The organism is Serratia sp. Tan611 (assembly GCF_905188235.1).
Classification (GTDB): Bacteria; Pseudomonadota; Gammaproteobacteria; order Enterobacterales; family Enterobacteriaceae; genus Serratia_B; species Serratia_B rhizosphaerae.
This window is the reverse complement of record NZ_LR994655.1, coordinates 1,930,777-1,951,352: the sequence shown is the minus strand read 5'-3', so window position 1 is coordinate 1,951,352 and position 20,576 is coordinate 1,930,777. Positions and strand designations below refer to the sequence as shown.

General features: G+C 57.0%; 17 protein-coding genes. 8 read left to right on the top strand and 9 right to left on the bottom strand.

Annotation, left to right across the window (positions count from 1 at the left end; all coding sequences use genetic code 11):
• Window positions 1-24: 24 nt before the first annotated feature.
• Entirely contained in the window at window positions 25-453 is a 429-nt protein-coding gene (locus TAN611_RS09120; protein WP_105230622.1) for a universal stress protein, read from the bottom strand.
• A 185-nt stretch (window positions 454-638) separates the two neighbouring features.
• A complete protein-coding gene (locus TAN611_RS09115) occupies window positions 639-986 on the bottom strand; it encodes a DUF4377 domain-containing protein (RefSeq protein ID WP_203067572.1) in 348 nt (115 codons plus the stop codon).
• An 800-nt stretch (window positions 987-1,786) separates the two neighbouring features.
• Between TAN611_RS09115 and cycA the strand changes: the two genes are divergently transcribed.
• On the top strand, window positions 1,787-3,187 hold the full coding sequence (gene cycA / locus TAN611_RS09110; protein ID WP_105230620.1) for a D-serine/D-alanine/glycine transporter: 1,401 nt from the start codon (window positions 1,787-1,789) through the stop codon (window positions 3,185-3,187).
• Between the two features lie 48 nt (window positions 3,188-3,235).
• On the opposite strand, the gene TAN611_RS09105 is transcribed toward cycA, so the two are convergent.
• Window positions 3,236-4,150 carry a DMT family transporter gene (locus tag TAN611_RS09105; RefSeq protein ID WP_203067571.1) on the bottom strand — a complete coding sequence of 305 codons (915 nt, stop codon included), beginning with the start codon at window positions 4,148-4,150 and terminating at the stop codon, window positions 3,236-3,238.
• 77 nt (window positions 4,151-4,227) lie between these two features.
• Between TAN611_RS09105 and TAN611_RS09100 the strand changes: the two genes are divergently transcribed.
• Window positions 4,228-4,803, top strand: coding sequence for a helix-turn-helix domain-containing protein (locus TAN611_RS09100; RefSeq protein ID WP_105230618.1), 576 nt, complete (start codon window positions 4,228-4,230; stop codon window positions 4,801-4,803).
• On the opposite strand, the gene TAN611_RS09095 is transcribed toward TAN611_RS09100, so the two are convergent.
• A complete protein-coding gene (locus tag TAN611_RS09095; protein WP_105230617.1) occupies window positions 4,800-5,726 on the bottom strand; it encodes a LysR family transcriptional regulator in 927 nt (308 codons plus the stop codon). The genes TAN611_RS09100 and TAN611_RS09095 overlap by 4 nt on opposite strands.
• A gap of 69 nt (window positions 5,727-5,795) precedes the next feature.
• On the opposite strand from TAN611_RS09095, the gene TAN611_RS09090 reads away from it, so the two are divergent.
• From TAN611_RS09090 to TAN611_RS09075, 4 genes are all read left to right on the top strand, one after another.
• Complete coding sequence (locus TAN611_RS09090) at window positions 5,796-6,416, top strand: LysE family translocator (RefSeq protein WP_187043308.1); 621 nt, start codon at window positions 5,796-5,798, stop codon at window positions 6,414-6,416.
• Window positions 6,417-6,542: 126 nt separating this feature from the next.
• Window positions 6,543-8,003 (top strand): TrkH family potassium uptake protein, encoded by a 1,461-nt coding sequence (locus TAN611_RS09085; RefSeq protein WP_203067570.1) that lies wholly within the window; start codon window positions 6,543-6,545, stop codon window positions 8,001-8,003.
• Between the two features lie 325 nt (window positions 8,004-8,328).
• Window positions 8,329-10,323, top strand: a complete 1,995-nt coding sequence (locus TAN611_RS09080) for a choline BCCT transporter BetT (protein WP_105230614.1) — start codon at window positions 8,329-8,331, stop codon at window positions 10,321-10,323.
• Window positions 10,324-10,505: 182 nt separating this feature from the next.
• Window positions 10,506-11,303: a DNA/RNA non-specific endonuclease gene (locus TAN611_RS09075; RefSeq protein WP_203067569.1), complete on the top strand. Its 798-nt coding sequence runs from the start codon at window positions 10,506-10,508 to the stop codon at window positions 11,301-11,303.
• 47 nt (window positions 11,304-11,350) lie between these two features.
• Here the strand turns inward: TAN611_RS09075 and cbl are convergent, their stop codons facing one another.
• Window positions 11,351-12,304 (bottom strand): HTH-type transcriptional regulator Cbl, encoded by a 954-nt coding sequence (cbl, locus tag TAN611_RS09070; RefSeq protein ID WP_105230612.1) that lies wholly within the window; start codon window positions 12,302-12,304, stop codon window positions 11,351-11,353.
• Between the two features lie 260 nt (window positions 12,305-12,564).
• Window positions 12,565-13,242 (bottom strand): gamma-glutamylcyclotransferase, encoded by a 678-nt coding sequence (locus TAN611_RS09065; RefSeq protein WP_105230611.1) that lies wholly within the window; start codon window positions 13,240-13,242, stop codon window positions 12,565-12,567.
• Between the two features lie 375 nt (window positions 13,243-13,617).
• Here TAN611_RS09065 and TAN611_RS09060 point away from each other — a divergent pair, with 375 nt between their 5' ends.
• Both TAN611_RS09060 and chaA read left to right on the top strand, forming a co-directional pair.
• Entirely contained in the window at window positions 13,618-14,436 is an 819-nt protein-coding gene (locus TAN611_RS09060; protein ID WP_111737336.1) for a siderophore-interacting protein, read from the top strand.
• A 314-nt stretch (window positions 14,437-14,750) separates the two neighbouring features.
• The gene (chaA, locus tag TAN611_RS09055; RefSeq protein ID WP_105230608.1) at window positions 14,751-15,851 is read left to right on the top strand and encodes a sodium-potassium/proton antiporter ChaA; all 1,101 of its coding nucleotides are present in this window, start codon (window positions 14,751-14,753) and stop codon (window positions 15,849-15,851) included.
• 65 nt (window positions 15,852-15,916) lie between these two features.
• Here chaA and lpxO read toward each other — a convergent pair whose 3' ends face one another.
• The 3 genes from lpxO to pqqU form a co-directional block, all read right to left on the bottom strand.
• On the bottom strand, window positions 15,917-16,819 hold the full coding sequence (lpxO, locus tag TAN611_RS09050) for a lipid A hydroxylase LpxO (RefSeq protein ID WP_203067568.1): 903 nt from the start codon (window positions 16,817-16,819) through the stop codon (window positions 15,917-15,919).
• A 228-nt stretch (window positions 16,820-17,047) separates the two neighbouring features.
• A complete protein-coding gene (phoH, locus tag TAN611_RS09045; RefSeq protein ID WP_105230606.1) occupies window positions 17,048-17,836 on the bottom strand; it encodes a phosphate starvation-inducible protein PhoH in 789 nt (262 codons plus the stop codon).
• A gap of 561 nt (window positions 17,837-18,397) precedes the next feature.
• Window positions 18,398-20,548, bottom strand: a complete 2,151-nt coding sequence (pqqU, locus tag TAN611_RS09040) for a TonB-dependent receptor PqqU (protein WP_105230605.1) — start codon at window positions 20,546-20,548, stop codon at window positions 18,398-18,400.
• Between the last annotated feature and the right edge of the window lie 28 nt (window positions 20,549-20,576).

The following is a 20,576-nucleotide window of genomic DNA, read 5'->3' as shown; positions in this document are numbered from 1 at the left end:
TCCCGTCGGGAGAGGGGTTTACGCTTATCTGACCACCATCACCGAGGTTTTGGCATGGCGCACGATCGCCGCAGCGTTGGAGCCGAGCAGATAGGTTTTCACGCTGGGACGCCGTGAGCCGACCACGATCAGGTCAGCGCCGATCTCGTCGGCCAGCTGCAGCACTTCATCACGCGGTGAACCGAAACTGATGGTATAGGACAGACGCTCCAGCGGCAGCTCCATTTCCGAAATGATGTTCTTCAGCTTGTCGATCGCGTTAACTTCCGCCTGATTTTCAAATTCTTTAATGCCGAACGAATAGGCAGTGACAAATGCCGATGCGTCCGGCAACGCATGAAACAGGTGTACCTTGGCGCCCGAAACCTTGGCCAGATACTCCACATGCTTGATTGCGTTGTCCGTCAGTTGCGGCTCTTCAAGATCAACCGGTACTAAAATCATCTGGTACATATGTCATCCCTATTTGGTGGTAGCCCTGTGGCTTCCAGCTTACTGCTGACGACGATGCGGATGAATTGATTTGTCGGTTTTTTGTGATCGGGGGTTAATACTCTTTCACCGCCTGCGCGGCGTTAACAAAAGGCGGGCGAGAAGATCACGCCGGAGGCCGCATACCGCCGCCCCCGGCACAATATTTATGCTTTGGTTTTTTCCAGCTGTTTGACCAGTACATAACGCAACGAGGACGCATCGGCCGGGACATTCTCCAGCTCGCTGACGTTTACCTGCAGTTTATAGCGATAGCCGGGGGTAAACTCGAAACCTTCAATCTGGGTGTAAAACAGCTCCCACTGCGCATCCGGCGACTGACGCACCTGCATGCATTTCATCGGCGCGACGCCCACGCAATCCACCAGACGGCTGTTGACGTATAAGGTTTCGTTTTTGCCGGCGGCCGGCGCTGACGCTTCCGGCGACGTTGACGGCTGGCTGCAGCCGGTCAGACCGGCCAGTAATAAGAGCGCTAATGATTTGTTTTTCATTGTTTGTTTCCTCAGAGATCGAAGCGGCATGATAACAACATAGCTCGCCTGTAAACAAAATAAAAAACCATATTTAACGACATATCCAGCCAATCAGATTGATATGAAGACAAAAGGCAGATTAGCCATCTGGTCGTGCCTGATGCTTGAGTTGCTTAAAATTTCGCCACACCACCACGGGTGCCGTAAATTTTGTGCATGACAAGAAATAGGGATAAAAAGCCGCGCATGCGTTCCCCAAGGCAGTAAATTTGCGCCAGATCACCTTTCTGCATTCACGGTGAAACGCAACGGTCATTTTGCGTGGCATCGCACAAATTTGCGGCCTTCTTGCCAGCCTGATCTTAAAAGAAATTGGCTAAGCTGATGATTTGTAGCGGCCTGCCGTTCCGTAGCCAGCGCCGCCTGACGTAAGCCACATTCCGCTGTCGCCACGTCAAACATCAGCACCTGGCGGTGGAAAGGCGTCGGACATCCATTGCCGGCGATACGTTTTTACGCATTAGTTTTTCTCATGCTAGAAATTTAACCTATTGGTATATCAACAAGATAGCGCCCGCAAAGGCTGTTAATTTGCTATGCCGGAAGGTAACCTTGCGTCCTCTGAAGGTCCGATTTACCTCCTGTGTACAAGAAACAATCAACCTTTCCCCTTGGCGTTAAATGTTGTAAACATGTTGCAAAAGGGTGAATTAGTAACACTACCTTAATTCAAACCGGGCAGCCGGATAAACGTATAAGAAAGAGCCAATTTAGAGCTCATAATTTCACTCATGACAGGTAAGACAGGACATCATCAGATGGTAGACCACTCTAAAATTACCGCCGACGCCGCGGAGGCGTCAGACGATCATCTACGCAGAAACCTGACCAACCGCCATATTCAGCTGATCGCCATCGGTGGCGCTATCGGCACCGGTCTGTTTATGGGCTCGGGCAAGACCATCAGTCTGGCCGGTCCTTCCATCATCTTCGTCTATATGATCATCGGCTTTATGCTGTTCTTCGTGATGCGGGCGATGGGCGAGCTGCTGCTGTCCAACCTGCAGTACAAATCCTTCAGCGATTTCGCCGCCGATCTGCTCGGTCCGTGGGCCGGCTTCTTTACCGGCTGGACCTACTGGTTCTGCTGGGTGGTGACCGGGATTGCCGACGTGGTGGCGATCACCGCCTATGCCCAGTTCTGGTTCCCCGGCCTGTCGCAATGGATCGTCTCGCTGCTGTGCGTGCTGGTATTGCTGACGCTCAACCTGGCGACGGTGAAGATGTTCGGTGAGATGGAGTTCTGGTTTGCGATGATCAAAATCGTCGCCATTATCGGCCTGATTATCACCGGGGTAGTGATGATCGCCACCCACTTCCAGTCGCCGAACGGCAGCGTCGCGTCGCTCTCGCACCTGTGGAATGATGGCGGCATGTTCCCGAAAGGCATCAGCGGCTTCTTCGCCGGCTTCCAGATCGCGGTCTTCGCCTTTGTCGGCATCGAACTGGTCGGCACCACCGCCGCCGAAACCAAAGACCCGGAAAAATCGCTGCCGCGCGCCATTAACTCCATTCCGCTGCGCATCATCATGTTCTACGTGTTCTCACTGATCGTCATCATGTCCGTGACGCCGTGGAGTTCCGTGGTGGCTGACAAGAGCCCGTTCGTCGAGCTGTTTATGCTGGTCGGCCTGCCGGCGGCGGCCAGCGTGATTAACTTCGTGGTGCTGACCTCTGCGGCTTCATCCGCCAACAGCGGCGTCTTCTCCACCAGCCGTATGCTGTACGGCCTGGCGCAACAGGGTGACGCGCCGGAATCGTTCGCCAACCTGTCCAAGCGCGCGGTGCCGGCCAACGGCCTGACTTTCTCCTGTATCTGTCTGCTGGGCGGCGTGGTGCTGATTTACCTGATCCCGAACGTGATGACGGTATTTACCCTGGTCACCACCGTCTCCGCCATCCTGTTCATGTTTGTCTGGACGATAATCCTGTGTTCGTACCTGGTGTACCGCAAGCGACGTCCGCAACTGCACCAAAAGTCGATTTACAAAATGCCGGCCGGCAAGCTGATGTGCTGGGTATGCATGGCATTCTTTGCCTTCGTGCTGGTGCTGCTGACCCTGCAGGACGACACGCGCCAGGCGCTGATGGCCACCCCGCTGTGGTTCGTGCTGTTGGGCATCGGCTACCTGATGGCGCGCAACAAAAAAGCAGCCTGACACTGACTGAAAGGGGAGGCTTAGCCTCCCCTGGTTCTCTGTCCTGCTCTAACTCTCCGCCAGCGCCTCGCGCTTTTTCTTCCGTCGAATACGCAATTCGCTGACGATCACCCCCAGCACGATCAACGCCCCGCCCAACAGCGCCGCTCCCGGCAGACGCTCACCGGCAATGCGCCCCACCACGCCGGCCCACACCGGTTCACCGGCGTAAATGACCGTCGCCCGCGTTGGCGAAATACTGCGCTGCGCCCAGTTCATGGTGAGCTGAATCAGGGCGCTGGCGATCCCAAGACCGACGGCGCAGTACAGTAAATAATCGGAATAGGCCGGCACCTTTTCGCCGCTCGGCAGCATCATCATAAAAGAGAGCAGCGATGCGGCCGCCAGCTGAACCACGGTCACCCGTTTGACGTTCACCTTCCCGGCATAGGCGCTGATAAGTATGATTTCCGCCGCCACCGCCACGGTGCTGATCAGCGTAACGGTCTCTCCCAGGCTAAAGCTGACTTCGCTGCCGTTCGGCCCGGCCAGCAGCATCAGGCCGCTGAAGGCCAGCACAATGCCGATCCACGCCATGACGCCCGGAAAACGCTTGAGCACCAGCCACTGCAGCAGCGGCACCATCGGCACATACATCGCGGTGATAAACGCCGACTGGCTGCTGCTGATGGTCTGCAAGCCAATACTCTGCAGGCTGTAGCCCACCGCAATCGTCACCCCGATCAGCATCCCGGCCTTGCATTCATACCAGGTCAGCCCGCGCAGGCTGTTCAATGAAAACAGTATTAACGCCAGTGCGGCTGCGCCAAAACGCAGCCCGACAAAAAAGAACGGGCCGCTGACCGTCATGGCGTAATGAATCGCCAGGAACGTACCGCCCCAGATCATGGTAATAACAATCAGGATCGCTTCCTGCGGCCTGATTTTCAGCAACAGGCCTGAAGTAGAAGATGTTTTGCTCATAGATGTCGACTTGCCCTTGATCAACACAACGTGCAATATAATGCACAGATCCTGCCAGTATGAGACATCACGGAAAAATGAGCAATATAGTGCACAATGGTAAACCCGACGCTCCCCAGGTGCTGCAATACCTCAGCAGCAACGTGCGCGGTTATCGTCAGCAGGCAGGGCTGAGTCAAATGGCGCTGGCGACGCAGTCCGGCGTCAGCCGCCGTATGCTGGCAGGCATTGAATCCGGTGAGCGCAACGTCAGCCTGGCGGTGTTGGATAAGCTGGCGGCGGCGCTCGGGGTCACTTTCAGCGATCTGATTCAGGCGCCGGCGGCGCGCGGCAGCCATCTGGTCGGCGAACTGGCCTGGCAAGGCGAGCAGGCGGCCAGCCAGGCGATTTTTACCGCCAGCGTGCCGGCGCGTCAGCGGGTAGAGCTGTGGCAATGGACGCTGATGCCGCACGAGCAGTATCACTCACAGCCCGATGCCGAAGGCTGGCGCGAGATCGTTTATGTAATTGAGGGGTGCCTGACGCTGCTGCTGGAGCAGCAAACCCTGACGCTACACGCCGGCGATACCCACGTCTTCAACAGCGATCAGCAGTATACTTACGCCAACCACGGCGAAAGCCCTTTACGCTTTATCCGCAACGTAACCTTTTAGTCATCCGCCGACTGGCCCTGCAGCCAGTGCAGCAAGGTTTCCACCGCGCTGCCCGGTGCCACCGGCTGCGGCATTAGCAGGCTGTAGCCGCTGCCGTCGTGGCGAAAACCAAACGGCGCCGCCAGCAGCCCGGCGCTGATATCGTCACGTACCTGCTGCCACGGCCCGATCGCCACGCCCAGCCCGGCGACCGCCGCCTGCAGGCTGAAGTAAAAATGCTCAAAACGCTGCTGTGGCATACCCTCAATCGATATCCCCTGCGCCTGCGCCCAATCTGCCCAGGCGTTGGGACGGGTGGCGGTTTGCAACAGCGCCGCATCGTGGCGCAAACGCGGCTCTACCTGGCTGCCTTCAATAAAATGCGTCAGCATTTCCGGCTTGCACACCGGGCCAATTTTTTCACTAAACAGCGGGATGCTGTGTACATTCGCTCCCCAGTCAAAATCATTGCGCCGAATCGCCAGCGTAATGCCATCCTGAAAAGTCACCGCTCCGCCGCCGGCCACCAGCTGTATATGCATCGCCGGATGGGCGCGCAGAAACTCCGGTATGCGCGGAATCAGCCAGCGCATCAGCAGCGTCGGCTCACAGGAGAGCACAATAGGTGCGTTTTGCGCCTGCTGATACAGTTCCTGCACGCTCTGTTCAAGAATATCGAACGCCTGCTGGGTAGCCTGCCACAGTTTACGTCCGGCCGCCGTCAGATAGACCCGGCGGTGACGCCGCTCGAACAGCGCCAGCCCCAGTTCATTCTCCAGCCCCCTCACCGCCCGGCTGATGGCGCCATGGGTCAGGCTCAGGCTATGCGCCGCCAGAGTGAAGCTTTCCAGCCTGGCCGCCGCCTCAAAGCAACGCAGCCCTCCCAGCGAAATATTTCTGCCGATTTTGCGTGAGGTAGACTCACCGATATCGTCAGTTTTCATCGTTTGTCTCCCTGTCCGCGACGTTCAACAATGCAGCCCTGTCCGATCAATAACTTATACAGGCTCACTATGACTGAACTTATTGCCGTCGTCACCCTGACTTTACTCGCCGTTATCAGCCCCGGCCCGGATTTCGCCATGGTATCGCGCAACAGCCTGACCGGCTCACGCGCCTCCGGACTCTACTGCGCGCTGGGTATCGGTCTTGGCGTACTGGTCCATGTGGGATACACGCTGGTTGGCGTCGGCCTGTTGATTCAGCGTTCGCTGTGGCTATTCACCGTGCTGAAATTTATCGGCGCGGCCTACCTGATTTATCTCGGCCTGCAGATGTATCGTCATGCGGCGACGGCGCCGGCTCCCGCCGCAACGCCTGCGCACAACATCGGTGAATGGCGCGCACTGAAAACCGGGTTTCTGACCAATGTGCTGAACCCCAAAACCACCATTTTCATCGTCAGTCTGTTTATGCAGGTGGTTAACCCGCAAAGCTCACTGACGGTGCAGATCGGTTACGGGCTGTTTATCTCGGTGACGCATATACTGTGGTTTGGCGCCGTGGCGCTGTTCTTTTCCTCCCCGGCCATCAGCACGCGTTTTCTGCGCCTGCGCAGCGGCATCGACCGTCTGTTCGGCGGGCTGTTAATCACGTTCGGCGCGCTGCTGGCGCTGAGTAACCTGAGCCGCTGACGCTACCCGCGCCGGGACAAACGCAGATAACATAATTTTTATGATATTTTTATATCGTCCGCGCTATTCTATATCTACTTCTATCAATGTGTTGACGCACAGTCCTTCGGCAACCCGGGCGCAAGCATGGTTAAAACAAAACAACTGGTTATTGTTGTTCATCTTTGCAGTTTTTTGGTGGTTCTCTACAGCCTTTCCATGATTCCCCCGTTATTAATGGCGTTGCTCTACAAAGAAAAAAGCATCTTCTCTTTTTTCTATACGTTGGTGATCGCCGCATCGGTCGGCGGCCTCGGCTGGTTCAGTAGCCGCCAGTCGAAGGTGCAGTTGCGCACCCAGGACGGCTTTTTGATCATCGTGCTGTTCTGGCTGCTGTTTTCCATTATCAGCGCCCTGCCGCTGTGGCTCGACGATACGATAAACATCAGCCTGGTGGATGCGATGTTCGAGGGGATATCCGGTATCACCACTACCGGCGCGTCGGTGCTGAACGACGTCTCCTCGGTGCCGAAGTCTTTCCTTTACTATCGCGCACAGCTGAATTTTGTCGGCGGTTTGGGGATTATCGTACTGGCGGTGGCGGTGCTGCCGCTGCTGGGGATCGGCGGTGCCAAACTGTATCAGTCGGAAATGCCCGGCCCGTTTAAAGAGGAGCGTCTGACGCCACGCCTGGCCGATACGGCCAAAAATCTGTGGCTGATTTATCTCGGACTCGGGTTACTGTGCACCCTGGCGTTTCGCCTGGCCGGCATGCCCTGGTTCGATGCCCTGTGTCACGCGCTGTCCACCGTGTCGCTGGGCGGTTTTTCCACCCGTAATGAGAGCCTGGGCTATTTCGACAGCACGCCGATCGAGCTGGTCGGCGGCATTTTCTCCGTGCTGGCGGCCATCAATTTCACCCTGTTCTTCGTCGCCATCAGCCGCCGCAGCCTGAAGCCGCTCCTCCGCAATCCCGAACTGCGCTTTTTCCTGCTGGTTCTGGCCATCATCGTGGCCATTGTGGTGGCCGAACTGTACCGCTCCGGGATGTACGGCATCAAAGACGCGCTGGTGCACGGCTTTTTCCTCACCAGTTCAATGATGACCGATAACGGCCTCGCCACCGCCGACTACGCCAAAACGCCGACCAACGCCATCCTGCTGCTGCTCGGCGCCAGTTTCTTCGGCGGCTGCGTGGGCTCAACCTGCGGCGGGATTAAAGCGCTGCGCTTTCTGATTATGTATAAAGTGAGCCGTCACGAGGTCAACCAGCTGGTGCACCCCAACGCCATTTTCACCATCAAGGTTGGCGACGCCTCCGTGCACGATCGCGTACTGCGATCGGTATGGAGCTTTTTCTTTCTGTACGTGCTGTTCAGCTGTCTGTTCGTCTGGGCGCTGAACCTGATGGGCTATGACATGATGACCGCGTTCGCTACCGTCGCCGCCTGCATCAACAATATGGGCCTGGGATTTGGCGAAACGGCGGCCGGCTTCGGCACGCTCTCCGATCCCGCCAAATGGCTGATGTGCGCCGCCATGCTGCTGGGACGCCTGGAGATTTACCCGATTCTGATTTTATGCTCCCGCACCTTCTGGCGTTTCTGATGGCCACCGCCTGTCGGCATTGTCGACAGGCAACCTTCATTTCAATTTAAAAACAACAAGTTAAAAAACCTCAAAGCCCGTAAATTCAAGTTATGTCAATTTTAGTGTATACTCCTCCAGCACTATTTTTCTGGCGTACTCACGCTATTTTCTCTGGAGTTGTTATTTCCAACTACTCGCTTTATCCCAGATAATTTGGACTTGCATCACGACGGTAAGGGAGCGCATCTCAATGAAGCAATAATTTGGGTGCAACCGTCGGCAACACAGATGCAGTTTCAAGCATAAAGGGGATATCACTCCCTAACGGACTAGAAGGTATTCTATGAGCCAAAACGACACTGAAAACGTGGCACGTCGTAGCCATATCAATCCTCCGGTATTTTTCATTTCCGCCGCACTGATCATCGTCCTGGTGGCGTTTGCCGCGCTCTATCCCGAGCTGGCCGATCGTAAATTCAAAGCACTACAACAAGGAATATTCACCAACGCCAGCTGGTTCTACATCCTGGCGGTCGCGCTGATTCTGCTCAGCGTCACCTATCTGGGCCTGTCGCGTTACGGCAACATCAAGCTGGGGCCGGATCACGCCCAGCCGGACTTCAGCTATGTCTCCTGGTTCGCCATGCTGTTTTCCGCCGGTATGGGGATCGGCCTGATGTTCTTCGGCGTCGCCGAACCGGTGATGCACTACCTTTCTCCGCCGGTCGGCACGCCGGAAACGGTGGAGGCGGCAAAACAGGCCATGCGTCTGACCTTCTTCCACTGGGGCCTGCACGCCTGGGCGATTTACGCCATCGTGGCGCTGATCCTGGCGTTCTTCAGCTACCGTCACGGCCTGCCGCTGACGCTGCGCTCGGCGCTGTACCCGATTATCGGCGACCGCATCTACGGGCCGCTGGGCCATGCGGTGGATATCTTCGCCGTTATCGGTACCGTTTTCGGCGTCGCCACCTCGCTGGGCTACGGCGTGCTGCAGGTCAACGCCGGCCTGAACCATCTGTTCGGCCTGCCGATCAATGAAACGGTGCAGGTGGTGCTGATCGTGGTGATCACCGGGCTGGCGACGCTGTCGGTGGTATCCGGGCTGGACAAGGGCATCCGCATCCTGTCCGAACTGAACCTCAGCCTGGCGATCCTGCTGCTGGTGCTGGTCGGTATCCTCGGCCCGACCGTGCTGCTGCTGAAATCCTTTGTGGAAAATACCGGCGGCTACCTGTCTGAAATCGTCAGCAAAACCTTTAACCTGTACGCTTACGAACCGAAATCCAGCAACTGGCTGGGTGGCTGGACGCTGCTGTACTGGGGCTGGTGGCTCTCCTGGTCGCCGTTTGTCGGTATGTTTATCGCCCGCGTTTCCCGCGGCCGCACCATCCGCGAATTCGTTACCGGCGTGCTGTTTGTTCCGGCCGGCTTCACCCTGCTGTGGATGACCTTCTTCGGCAACAGCGCCATCCATCTGATTATGGCTGAAGGCGCGCGCGATCTGGCGACAACGGTGCAGACCGACGTCTCGCTGGCGCTGTTTAACTTCCTTGAGCACTTCCCGTTCGCCAATATCCTGTCGTTTATCGCCATGGCGATGGTGGTGGTGTTCTTCGTCACCTCGGCGGACTCCGGCGCTATGGTGGTTGATACGCTGGCTTCGGGCGGTTCCGACAAAACGCCAATCTGGCAGCGTATCTTCTGGGCCGCGCTGATGGGCGTAGTGGCGATTGCACTGCTGGTTGCCGGCGGCCTGAGCGCGCTGCAGACGGTCACCATCGCCAGCGCCCTGCCGTTCTCCATCATCCTGCTGATCTCGATTTACGGGCTGCTGAAAGCGCTGCGGGTCGACGCCCATAAGCGCGACAGCCAGACCACCACCACCATCGCACCGACCGCTGCGCGCAACCCGATCTCCTGGCAGCGACGCCTGCGCAATATCGCCTACTTCCCGAAACGCTCGCACGTGAAGCGCTTTGTCAGCGAAGTGGTGCACCCGGCGATGACGCTGGTGGAAGCCGAGCTGGTAAAACAGAGCACCGAATCCTCCATCGACGACTCGCAGGACGACCGTATTCGCTTTGAAGTGGATTTAGGCGACGACCTGAACTTTGTGTATGAAGTGCGTCTGCGCGCCTATATTCAGCCGGCCTTCGCCCTGGCGGGGCTGAACGATGAAGAGCGGGACGAAGAGCACAAGTACTACCGTGCGGAAATCCACCTGAAGGAAGGCGGCCAGGATTATGACGTGATGGGCTGGACGCAAGAACAGATCATCCACGATATTCTCGACCAGTATGAGAAGCACCTGCACTTCCTGCATCTGGTACGGTAAAACGCTACCTCAACCGCCCCTCCCGGGGCGGTTTTTTTTCGCCTCAACGCCTCTCTTTTATGTATCCCCAACAACACATCACCAATATCAATGTGTTGCATTGTTGTATTCATAACGCTGCGATAGGTTAAAAAACACTGTAAATAAATACAGTATTTCTTAACTTATTTGAGGATGCCACCATGCGTTTGAACCAACTTTTCTCCCTGTTCGCCATACTCGTCAGCGCGCAAACCTTCGCCGCTACGCCCGAATCAATCGACAACTGCGCCGTCGGCTGCCCGACCGGCAGCAGCACCAACGTGTCAATCGTGCGCCACGCCTACACGCTGAATAACAACAGCAGCACCAAATTCGCCAACTGGGTGGCCTACCACATCACCAAAGATACGCTGGCCAGCGGCAAAAGCCGCAGCTGGAAAACCGACCCCGCGCTGGAGCCGCAGGACACTCTGGCCCCGGCCGACTACACCGGCGCCAACGCCGCGCTGCAGGTGGATCGCGGCCATCAGGCGCCGCTGGCCTCGCTGGCGAACGTGTCGGACTGGGAATCGCTGAACTATCTCTCCAATATCACGCCGCAAAAATCCGCGCTCAATCAGGGATCCTGGGCGGCGCTGGAAGAACAGGAACGCAAACTGATCGCCCGCGCCGACGTCAGTTCGGTGTATACCGTCACCGGCCCGCTGTATGAGCGCGAGATCGGCAAACTGCCGGGCACCGACAAATCACACACCATTCCCAGCGGCTACTGGAAGGTGATTTTTATCAACAACAGCCCGGAGGTGAACCACTACGCCGCCTTTATCTTTGATCAGAATACCCCGCGCGACGCTGACTTCTGCCAGTTCCGCACCACCGTCAGCGAAGTGGAAAAACGCAGCGGCCTGATTTTATGGGCCGGTCTGCCGGATACGGTACAGGAAAAACTGAAGGCCAAGCCGGGCGTCCTGCCCGAACTGATGGGCTGCCAGGCCTAACCCGGCGGAACCACGGCGGGGGCACATGCTCCCGCCAATCAGAAAACTTAAATCTGGTAATCAATCACCGGTTCAAGCTGCGCGGAAAACACCTGATCTTTAATCTCCGTCAGCGTCAGCGTCGGATTGCACAGCTGAATAAAACGCCAGGCGTAGTTGCGCTGCAGCTGGCTGCGCTTAAGCCCCAGCCAGACGGTATTCGGCTCAAACAGGTGTTCGGCATTGAGGCTGACCAGCCCGCGATCGCGCTCTTTCTCGTACGACATATCGGCCAGCACTCCTACCCCCAGTCCCAGCTCCACATAGGTTTTAATTACGTCGGAATCCTGCGCGCTGAGGGCGATGTCCGGCGTCAGCCCCGCCGCCTTAAACGCCGCATCAAGGCGTGAACGCCCGGTAATCCCCTGCCGGTAGGTAATCAGCGGCTGGGTGCTTAACTGCTCCAGCGTCAGCGGCCCTGCCTGCGTCAACGGATGGTTTTCCGGCACCAGAATTGCGTGGTGCCAGCGGTAATACGGAAACGCCGCCAGCGCGTCATCGTTCATCAGACGCTCGCTGGCAATGCCGATATCCGCCTCCCCGGAAGCCAGCATGGCGACAATTTCTTCCGGCGTACCCTGATTCAGCACCACCCGTACGCGCGGATACAGCGTGCGGAACTCCTTAATCACCCGCGGCAGACTGTAGCGCGCCTGAGTATGGGTGGTGGCGATATGCAGCTGCCCGCTGTCGTTGCTGCTGAACACATCCGCCAGCCGGCGAATATTATTGGCGTCGTTCAAAATACGCTCGGCCACCACCAGCAATTCCTTGCCCGGTTCAGTCATCCCCAACAGGCGTTTTCCGCGGCGAATAAATATTTCGATGCCCAACTCTTCTTCCAGCTCGCGAATATGCCGACTGACCCCCGACTGCGAAGTAAATAAGGTATTGGCCACTTCGGTCAGATTGTAATTACGACGGGCCGATTCCCGAATAATTTTTAATTGTTGGAAATTCATCCTGTCCCCCATTGCACACGATTTCCCAATATTGATACGGGGACGGCGGCAGGCTCACAAATAAGAAATAACCTTTAGTTATGCTTTTTCACGATAAGTCGCCAAGCAAACGCCGCATCCTGTCGGTGTAAAAAACGAGGGCAATAAAAAGTCAGGAAAAATAACGAGATAGATAACCATAAATAAAGGGCGGTTTATTTACCGCCCTTGCTGATGGTTATTAAATATAGAGATTGGATATAATCAAACGCGTCGTCGCTTCAGCCGGCAACCGGCGTATGCTGCTGCAGCCACTGACGCACGCTGCTGGCCAGCTCGCCAATGGCGTCATCACGCATGCCGTGGTTTTTCAATTCGCGGTCGAGCGCAAACAGATACTGGGCGTTGGTGCCCAGCGGGCCGCTGGCGCTGGCAATCAGCGGCGTGACCACCTGATGACAGGTGTCCGCTTCAAACAGCGGATGTTGCGCGTCCATCACAAACGCCAGCGCGGTGATCTTCCGGCCGCCGTCCAGCGCCAGTTCACACCAGGTCGGCAGATAACAGCCGGTCACCATTTCACGTTTCCACAGCAGCGCCAGCTCGTCATCCAGATGCGCTTCCGGCAGGCGGAAAGCCAGGCCGCTTGTCTCCCCGCCGGCTTTCAACGCCAGCATGCGCCCGGGCTGATGCTGGGTGCCGCGCCCGGCGGTCAGGCGCAGACAGAACGCCCGGTGCCAACCCTGCAGGGTAGCGGGCTGCACCTCTTCCGCTTCAAAAATCGGGTTCCACATCAGCGAGCCGTAGCCAAAGACCCAGACCGGGCCGCTGTCCGGCCGCTGCGCCAGCGTGTGCGCCAGCGATTCTGCCCGCTGTTCCGGCGTCAGCAACAGCGTCTCTTCAATCGTACCAAATGCCGTTTTGCAATCTGCCTGTTGCAGAAAATCTCGCGTTAACACCGATCAACCTCCCGGGTAGCAGCACCAGCGCTCCCCTTCGCCACTGATTTAAACATATCGCTATCTGTACGGAATTTTATTAGTTCACTATTTGTCCGCCAGATAATGACACTATTCTTTTCCGCAGCGGCAATCAAGTCTGCGGCGCTTTTTAGCCGGCAAAAGTATTTGTACACAGCAGCAATAATATTTCCCCCCTTGCCAGCCAGACAGATAAACCGCATATATCGGCTCAACGCCACCGGGCAAAATATCCCGCAACGTTATTCGGGAAGTAAACCACGGCCTTGGCAAACGGTGCGCCATTAATTGGCAACGATTCTCATTATCAATGGTCGTGGTATACTGCCGCCACAACGACAACAGGAGAACGCCGTGACTACCGAAGCACCCCGCACCCGCGCCCCCTATTTAATCAGCGTTGCCCGCGTTCATGACGTAACGCCGCACCTGCGTCGCATCACCTTTTATGCCGACGATTTACAGTATTACCCGGCCAACGCCGCCGCGGCGCATATCAAAGTCTTTCTGCCGCGCGCCGGGCAAAGCCAGCCCGATCTACCGCGCCTGACCGAAAATGGCCCGGTCTGGGCGGCAGACGCCGTACGCCCGCTGGTGCGCACCTACTCCGTACGCGCCATTCGCCCGGAACAGGGTGAAATCGATATTGAATTCGCCATGCACGACCATAACGGCCCGGCGGTCAGCTTCGCCCGTAACGCCAAAGCCGGCGACATCATCGGCATCAGCAATCCCGGCGGGCCGAAACCGATGCTGCCGGAGGCTGACTTTTACTGTCTGGCGGGCGATCCCTCATCGCTGCCGGCCATCGCCGCCCTGCTGGAAAATCTGCCGGCGCGCAGCGAAGGACACGCCTTTATCCGCGTCGACAGCAGCGCCGATGCCCTCGACCTGCGCAAACCGGCCGGTTTTGAGCTGAGCTGGATTATCGGCGGCACCGATAAAACCGCAGCGCTGATTACCCAGTTCTGCGCGCAGCCACTGCCCGCCGGCCGCACGCATTTCTGGCTGGCCGGCGAGGATCAACTGGTGGTTACCCTGCGTCGCTACCTTCGCCGCGAGCGTCAATGTGAGCGTAATCAGCTTTATGCAGTACCTTACTGGCGTGAGGGGCTAAATGAAGAGGGTTATCATGAGACACGCCATGAAATCATGGACAATATTGATTCCTGATACGTTCAACCTGCGTGTATTGACGAGGAAATTCTTCGTTAACTGATTTTTTTAGCGGGTTAATGATAAAAAATCGCTTAGCTGCGTAAAAGTAAGTAAAAAAAACCGCATCCCCTGCGGTTTTTTTGTTACCCTATGTCACATAAAGCAAGTTTTTTCTTGCTCATAACACCACAACATCACTATTCCCACGGTGCAATCCAGTCAGCATATCCTATGATTAAGTATCTTCCGTGATACGCGAAATCGTCGGTTATACAGATGATTAGCACACAGCCGGGAACCTGCAGTTCGAGAAAGGAGACGTACCATCCATGAAGTCGCAACACGATCCTGGCCGATCTAAATCCCGCCATACCGAGTATTCCCTGATTTTTCCGATCGCTGCGCTGGTTGTCTTGAACCTGTGGAGCGACACCAGCAACTTCCCGCTGATCGTCGGCATTAATATTCTCGCTCTGTTCGGTATTCTGAGCAGCGCCTTCAGCGTCGTGCGCCATGCCGACGTGTTGGCCCACCGCCTGGGCGAACCCTACGGCTCGCTGATCCTCAGCCTGTCGGTGGTGATCCTGGAGGTCAGCCTGATCTCCGCGCTGATGGCGACCGGCGATGCTGCGCCGGCCCTGATGCGCGACACCCTATATTCCATCATCATGATCGTCACCGCCGGTCTGGTGGGCTTTGCCCTGCTGCTGGGCGGACGTAAATTCGCCACCCAGTACGTCAACCTCGGCGGCATCAAACAGTATCTGATGGCGATTTTCCCGCTGGCGGTGATCGTGCTGGTGCTGCCCAGCGCCCTGCCGGGCGGCAATTTCAGCACCGGCCAGTCGCTGCTGGTCGCCATGATCTCCGCCGCCATGTACGGCGTGTTCCTGCTGATCCAGACGAAAACGCACCAAAATCTGTTTGTCTACGAGCATGAAGACGACGATGGCGACCCGCACCACGGAAAACCGTCCTCCCACAGCAGCCTGTGGCACGCCGCCTGGCTGGTGGTGCATCTGGTGGCGGTGATCGCGGTGACCAAATTCAATGCCGGCCCGCTGGAAGGCCTGCTGACCAAAGTGAACGCGCCGGCTCAGTTCACCGGCTTCCTGGTAGCGCTGCTGATCCTGTCGCCGGAAGGCCTGGGCGCCCTGCGCGCCGTGCTGAACAACCAGGTGCAGCGCGCCATGAATCTGTTCTTCGGTTCGGTGCTGGCGACTATTTCCCTGACGGTGCCGGCGGTAACCATTATCGCCACGTTGACCGGCCAGACGCTGATCTTCGGCCTGCAGGCGCCGCATATGGTGGTAATGCTGACGGTGCTGATCCTGTGCCAGATTTCCTTCTCCACCGGCCGCACCAACGTGCTGAACGGCACCGCCCACCTGGCGCTGTTCGCCGCCTATATGCTGACCATCTTCGCCTGATCCCGACGATAACGGCATGAAAAAAGGGCTGAACGCCACGTTCAGCCCTTTTGTTTTTCCGCCGGCTACAGCGCGCAGAAAATCCCCACGGCGATACCGCCGAACAGCAGCCATTTAATGATGTAATACACCGTTTTATTCCAGGCCTTCAGCCGTTTTCCTACCCGACGGATGGCGTAGATATACTTGAAGGCTTTGTTGACGCCGCCGGTACGGTCGCCCGCTTCATTCGGCGCGGTGGCGGCGCTCATCAGATGGCGTCCCAGCCAGTGGTTCACCCGCTGCGTCCAGCGGTAGCGCATCGGCCGTTCAATATCGCAGAACAAAATCAGGCGGTTCTGCCCGCTTTTGTTTTCCGCGTAGTGCAGATAGGTTTCGTCAAACAGCACGTCCTCACCGTCGCGCCAGCTGTAGCGCTTGCCGTCCACCTCGATAAAGCAGCGGTCGTCGTTCGGCGTAATCAGCCCCAGGTGATAGCGCAGCGAGCCTGCATAAGGGTCGCGGTGACGCGGCAGGCGGCTGCCGTCCGGCAGCTCGGCAAACATCGCAGCTTTGACCGACGGCAGCGTGCGCAGCAGCGCGGTGGTCTGCGGACACAGCGTCATCGCCGAAGGATGGCTGTCCTCATACCATTTCAGATAAAAGCGCTTCCAGCCGGTTTTAAAGAAGGAGTTAAAGCCTGCGTCATTATATTTATCGGACGCTTTGATTTGCTGGATTGCCATCAGCTGGCGGCCTTCATCACGGATGGTCTGCCAATTGTCGCGCAGCGCCTGTAACTCCGGGAACAGCTCTTGCGGCAGATACGGCGTGGTAGGCACGCGGGAAAAGAGGTACATAAAAACGTTCAACGGTGCGGTGAAGGTCGAATGGTCAGCCAGTTGGCGCCAGAAACCGTAACGAACCCGACCACGATAATGCACATAAACCACGCATAAAATAAACAGAATTAAAACGATATATTTCATTGTTTTTCATCAGAATAATATACATAGCCATCCCTGAGCCAGGCCGGCGCAGGACCCGTTCCTTGCCGCGAGACGGCAAGGTGTACAGCCAATCATCATCAACAGTGTAGAAATGATTTTCTATACAATAAACCACAAAAAATTACACAATAACTCAACAAAGTGCAGATTGTTCGCCGGCAATAAAAAAGGCCGCATAGCGGCCTTTTTACTCGGGTTAGCGGGAGGTTAGCTGTAGGCGTGCAGCGTACGCTGACACAGTGCGGAACGTACGCAATCCTGTTTATCAAAGCGAATAATACCGACCATTTCATCTTCCTCGAAACGCTGCAGCGCATCATTCAGGCCCGACTCTACCCCGCGCGGCAGGTCGCACTGGGTAATATCGCCGTTGACGATCACCGTCACGTTTTCCCCCAGACGGGTAAGGAACATTTTCATCTGGCTGGTGGTAACATTCTGCGCTTCATCCAGAATCACCACCGCGTTTTCAAATGTCCGCCCGCGCATATAGGCGAAAGGTGCAATTTCAACCTTGCCGATTTCCGGCCGCAGACAATATTGCAGGAAAGACGATCCCAGCCGACGCTGCAGAATGTCGTACACCGGGCGGAAATAAGGGGCAAACTTCTCGGAAATATCCCCCGGCAAAAAGCCAAGATCCTCATCCGCCTGCAACACCGGACGGGTGACAATAATGCGATCCACTTCTTTATGAATCAGCGCTTCCGCCGCTTTCGCCGCACTGATAAAGGTTTTGCCGCACCCGGCTTCGCCGGTGGCAAAGATCAACTGTTTATTTTCTATGGCTAACAAGTAATGACCCTGAGCCTCGGTTCGCGCCTCGATGGGTGAGCTATCGCGCTTATCCCGCGCCATGCCGATAGACTCAACGCCACCCATTTGCACCAGCGAAGTCACGCTTTCTTCTTCCAACTGGCGATGACTGCGAGCGTCACGACGAATTACGCGTTTCGCTTCACGACGTGCTTTGATCACTGCTTTCTGTCTTCCCATAGTGGCACCTTACAGTTTGTTTCACCTACCGCAGCGTTATTCACGCGCGATGAATGTTTCACACACGTATTAGGTTTTGGCCTCCTTCAAGCCAATATATATCTCGGCCCTGCGGGCGACGGCCCGAAAAGAGCGGGGACAAGCCAATGGATAAAGTAAACCTGCGGCCGCGTTATTATGCCGAGATTCACCGGACGAAGAGACTAAATAAACGGAATGAGCAAGTATGGCGTTGCGCGTGACAGGGTAGAAAGTAGCGAGAAAAAGAGAGTCGGAGAGAGAACCCTCGTTACAACGAGAAATCAGGGAGGTGATGTTATTTTTTCTTTGTAGCCCCAACCAGGACTTTACCATTAGCGATCCCCGCAGTGTTATTTACAGCCTCGGGCTGTGCACCGTGTGAAAACTACCGCCAGATGATTACAGTATAATGACAATACGCCAGTCTGCGTTGCTTAAATGTAAAAAAATTTATTTTTCCAGCATTGGCCCATAGTTCCGCTTATTTTTTGAGCGGCAGTATTAATATAGCATGCCGACCGTCCGGCATGCTATCGGCTATTATTCGAACGAATAGGAAACGCTTACGCCGCCGCCCCAATTACGCCCCGGCGCCGGTTCATAGAAGCGCCCGTTGCCTTCATTAACGATCACCGAGCCCACGTAGTCACGGTCAAACAGGTTATCGACCCGGCCAAAAACGTTGACCAGCCAGTTGCCCAGCGGATAACGGTAACCGCTGTTCAGACCAACGGTAGTATAAGACGGCGCCTGGGCGCTGTTGGCGTCATTCACCTGGATATCGCTCATATAACGCACTTCAGCGCCGGCATACCAGCCCTGTTCCGGCGCCCACGCCAGCGAGGCGTAACCCATATTGCGGGCGATGCCCGGAATACGGTTGCCGCGGCCGATAAACTTATCCGCCGAGCAGGCGGCATCGCCGCAAATATCGTCGCGATAGCGCGCGTCCAGCAGCGTCCACGCCATGTTTAACCGCCACGCCTCGCCAAATTGCTGGTCCAGCGCCAACTCCAGGCCACGGCGGCGTGTCTGGCCGGCGTTTTTGTAGCTGCTGCGTCCGTTGCTGCTGTTGGCGGTGACGATCTCATTACGGGTATCGGTCTGGAACAGCGCCGCGGTCAGCAGCCCGTTGCCGATGCGGGTTTTGCTGCCCACTTCCAGCGTATCGCTGACGGCCGGCTGCAGATCGAAGTTCATGCCGGCTGTGCCATCCGGCCGGTAAGAGAGCTCATTGATGGTCGGCGTTTCAAAACCGCGTCCGGCGGCAGCATAAATATTCCAGCCGTCCGCCAGCGCATAGCGCAGTGCGCCGGCGGGCAACCACTGGTGATAGCGGGCGTTGCCGCTGTCATCGCCGTTGCCGGGGGTAATAAAGTGGTCATTGGAGTCAAAGTTGACGGTGCTGAATCGCACGCCGGCGTCCAGCGTCAGGCGCGGCGTCAGTTGCCAGGAGCTTTGCAGATACGGGTCGAGGTTCCACATCAGGTTACGCTCGTCACGGCGCAGATTGCCCTTCACACCCAGCTGCTGCACGCCGTTCACCTCGGCAAAGTTTTCATAGCCCTTGCGCTGTTCCGTCATGGTTTCGTAGTTCAGGCCGCCGGTCAGGGTATAGGGCACGGCGGCGATGGCGCCGCGGTGCGTCCAGCGCGTATCAATGCCCTGATAGTGGCGCGCCAGCACAATCACCCCGCCGGGCTGCTGGGCACTGCGCTGCTGGACAAATACCGGTATCGACTGGTACTGGGTAGTTTCCCGTTCACCGGCATACATCATCACGCTCAGATCATCGCTGTCGCCGAACTGTCGCTGATAGTGCAGGCCGCCCTGGGTCTGCGACACGGTTTTTCGCGTATTGAACTGCTCGGCGCGCGGCGCCTGGCGCGGATTATCCTGCCACTCTTCCCGCGTCAGGCCGCCGGGATCGTCGGCGTTGATATCGACGCTGTTAAACAGCAGCGTCAGGGTGCTGGCATCATCCAGACGCACGCCCAGTTTGGCGTTGCCCAGATTTTTACGCGCGCCGCTGTGCTCGCGGAAGCCTTCGGTGGTAAAACGCGTCGCGGATACGGCATAGTTGACGTCGCCGGCCTGACTGCCGTCGCCGGTGGCGCCGCTGGCCTTAAGGCCGTAACGCCAGGATCCATAGCTGCCGGCGTACATGCCCGCCTCAACGCGGTTCGGCTGGCGGCCGGTCTGCGTTTCAACGTTGAGCACCCCGCCGGAGGCGTTGCCATACAGCGCGGAGAACGGCCCGCGCAGCACTTCCACTTTATCGGCCGACGCCAAATCGATATTTGAGGTTTGCCCCTGTCCGTCCGGCATGGTGGCGGGAATTCCGTCAACATAAATCCGCACGCCGCGTACGCCGTAGGTTGAGCGCGCGCCAAAACCGCGTACCGACAGCTGCAGATCCTGCGCGTAATTCTGGCGGTTTTGCACCTGCAGTCCGGGCACGACGCCAAGGCTCTCCGACAGGTTGATTTGCGGTTTGGCGTCGCGCAACTGCTCGCCGTTAACCACGCTGACCGCCGCCGGCGTACTCAGTTCAGACAGGCCGCTGCGCTTGGCCGTAACCACCACGGTCGCCTCGTCATCGGCCCCTGACGCCGCGCCGGCGATCGCCGGCCATAAAACAGGCAGCAGCGCCACCGCAGCGGCGCAGGTATTCCCGGAAATAGGTTTCATATGTGAATGCCGTAAAAATAGAGAAGGA

Excerpts from the sequence above, each read along its gene's own strand:
- TAN611_RS09120 (WP_105230622.1), bottom strand. The coding sequence starts at position 453 with ATGTACCAGATGATTTTAGTACCGGTTGATCTTGAAGAGCCGCAACTG.
- TAN611_RS09115 (WP_203067572.1), bottom strand. The coding sequence starts at position 986 with ATGAAAAACAAATCATTAGCGCTCTTATTACTGGCCGGTCTGACCGGC.
- cycA (WP_105230620.1), top strand. The coding sequence starts at position 1,787 with ATGGTAGACCACTCTAAAATTACCGCCGACGCCGCGGAGGCGTCAGAC.
- TAN611_RS09105 (WP_203067571.1), bottom strand. The coding sequence starts at position 4,150 with ATGAGCAAAACATCTTCTACTTCAGGCCTGTTGCTGAAAATCAGGCCG.
- TAN611_RS09100 (WP_105230618.1), top strand. The coding sequence starts at position 4,228 with ATGAGCAATATAGTGCACAATGGTAAACCCGACGCTCCCCAGGTGCTG.
- TAN611_RS09095 (WP_105230617.1), bottom strand. The coding sequence starts at position 5,726 with ATGAAAACTGACGATATCGGTGAGTCTACCTCACGCAAAATCGGCAGA.
- TAN611_RS09090 (WP_187043308.1), top strand. The coding sequence starts at position 5,796 with ATGACTGAACTTATTGCCGTCGTCACCCTGACTTTACTCGCCGTTATC.
- TAN611_RS09085 (WP_203067570.1), top strand. The coding sequence starts at position 6,543 with ATGGTTAAAACAAAACAACTGGTTATTGTTGTTCATCTTTGCAGTTTT.
- TAN611_RS09080 (WP_105230614.1), top strand. The coding sequence starts at position 8,329 with ATGAGCCAAAACGACACTGAAAACGTGGCACGTCGTAGCCATATCAAT.
- TAN611_RS09075 (WP_203067569.1), top strand. The coding sequence starts at position 10,506 with ATGCGTTTGAACCAACTTTTCTCCCTGTTCGCCATACTCGTCAGCGCG.
- cbl (WP_105230612.1), bottom strand. The coding sequence starts at position 12,304 with ATGAATTTCCAACAATTAAAAATTATTCGGGAATCGGCCCGTCGTAAT.
- chaA (WP_105230608.1), top strand. The coding sequence starts at position 14,751 with ATGAAGTCGCAACACGATCCTGGCCGATCTAAATCCCGCCATACCGAG.
- lpxO (WP_203067568.1), bottom strand. The coding sequence starts at position 16,819 with ATGAAATATATCGTTTTAATTCTGTTTATTTTATGCGTGGTTTATGTG.
- phoH (WP_105230606.1), bottom strand. The coding sequence starts at position 17,836 with ATGGGAAGACAGAAAGCAGTGATCAAAGCACGTCGTGAAGCGAAACGC.
- pqqU (WP_105230605.1), bottom strand. The coding sequence starts at position 20,548 with ATGAAACCTATTTCCGGGAATACCTGCGCCGCTGCGGTGGCGCTGCTG.